The organism is Variovorax sp. P1_H12_2 (genome assembly GCF_056405335.1).
This window is the reverse complement of sequence record NZ_JBFUCI010000696.1, coordinates 1-1,706: the sequence shown is the minus strand read 5'-3', so window position 1 is coordinate 1,706 and position 1,706 is coordinate 1. Positions and strand designations below refer to the sequence as shown.

Annotated in this window: 2 protein-coding genes; one reads left to right on the top strand and one right to left on the bottom strand. The window is 66.8% G+C overall.

Features of this window, described 5'->3' with window-relative positions:
* The coding region (locus AC1D2K_RS34305; RefSeq protein WP_478094847.1) for an aminotransferase class III-fold pyridoxal phosphate-dependent enzyme at nt 1-768 on the bottom strand (768 nt) is incomplete at its 3' end.
* A 108-nt stretch (nt 769-876) separates the two neighbouring features.
* Here AC1D2K_RS34305 and AC1D2K_RS34300 point away from each other — a divergent pair.
* On the top strand, nt 877-1,706 hold an 830-nt coding region (locus AC1D2K_RS34300; RefSeq protein ID WP_478094845.1), incomplete at its 3' end, for a LysR family transcriptional regulator.

Here is a 1,706-nt window from a genome sequence, read left to right as displayed (position 1 = left end):
GTTGTTCGCGGTGCAAATGTCGCGCAGGCGCTTCAGGTAGCCCTGGGGCGGAATCACCACGCCGGCCGAACCCGCGAAGGGCTCGACGATCACGGCCGCGATGTTCGAGGCGTCGTGCAGCGCGATCAGGTCGAGCAGGCGGTCGGCCAGCTCGGCGCCGGTCTCGGGCATGCCGCGCGTGAAGGCGTTGCTTGCGAGTTGCGTGTGCGGCAGGTGATCCGCTTCCACGCCCTGGCCGAACAGCTTGCGGTTGGCGGCGATGCCGCCGACCGAGATGCCGCCGTAGTTGACGCCGTGATAGCCCTTCTCGCGGCCGATCAGGCGCGTCTTGCCCGCCAGGCCCTTGGTGCGCCAGTAGGCGCGCGCCAGCTTGAGCGAGGTGTCGGCCGCTTCGGAGCCCGAGCCGGTGAAGAACACGTAGTCGAGCCCGGCGGGCGTGAGCTCCTTGATCCTGTTGGCCAGCTCGAACGAAAGCGGGTGGCCGAACTGGAAGGCGGGCGAATAGTCGAGCTTGGCGATCTGGCGGCTCACCGCTTCGGTGATCTCGGGGCGGCCGTGGCCGAGGCCCGAGCACCAGAGGCCCGAGAGGCCGTCGAAGATCTTGCGGCCGTCGCTGTCGGTGAAATAGGCGCCCTTGGCCTCCACGATGATCCGCGGATCGGCCTTGAAGTTGCGGTTGCCGGTGTAGGGCATCCAGTGCGCGTCGAGCCAGGCGGCGTCGGTCCGCAGGGCGGGCGTGGGTTCGATGGCGGGCGTTGCAAGGGTCATGGCGATTCCCGCGTGATGCGGGCTCCGATAGGGAAATGAGGTGGGTGGATTGTTCGCAGACCGTTCAGTGTGGAGAATGGTGCAATATCAATGTTCACTTGACACTTTATGCAAGTAAAGACACCGCCCGAAAGCGTTGCCCGGAACCGCGCCGTGCTGGGACAGCTCAGCGACATGGATCTGCGCCTGCTCAAGGTGTTCAAGAGCGTGGTCGATTGCGGCGGCATGGCGGCCGCCGAGCTGGAGCTGAACATCGGCACCTCCACGGTCAGCCGGCATGTGAAGGACCTCGAGACGCGGCTCGGCCTCGTGCTGTGCCGGCGTGGGCGGGCCGGCTTCGCGCTCACGGCCGAGGGCCAGCGCGTCTACGACGAGACGCTGCGGCTGCTGGCCTCGGTGGACGCCTTTCGCGGCAGCATCGACGACATCCACAACCGCATGGGCGGGCAACTCGAGGTGGCGCTGTTCGACAAGACGGCGACCAATCCGAAGGCGCGCATCAGCGAGGCCATCGCGCGCTTCTCGGAGATCGCGCCGGAAGTGCGCCTGGCCGTGCACGTGGGATCGATCAACGCCATCGAGCAGGGCGTGCTGGAGGGCAAGTTCCAGATCGGCATCATTCCGGCGCACCGCAGCTCGCAGAGCCTGGTCTATGCGGACCTGTTCGATGAAACCATGCTGCTGTACTGCGGCGCAGGACACCCGCTCTTCAAGGGTCCGCACGGCAAGCTGACCTGGTCGCGGCTGCGCGAGCACGACTTCGCCGGCCTCGGCTATCACTCGCCGAACATGGAGCTGAGTCACCGGGCCCAGTTGGCGCGCAAGGCCACCGGCTTCGACCAGGAGGCCATCGCCACGCTGATCCTCTCGGGACGCTTTCTCGGGTTCCTGCCCGACCACTATGCCCAGGTCTTCGAACAGCGCGGCGCGATGAAGGC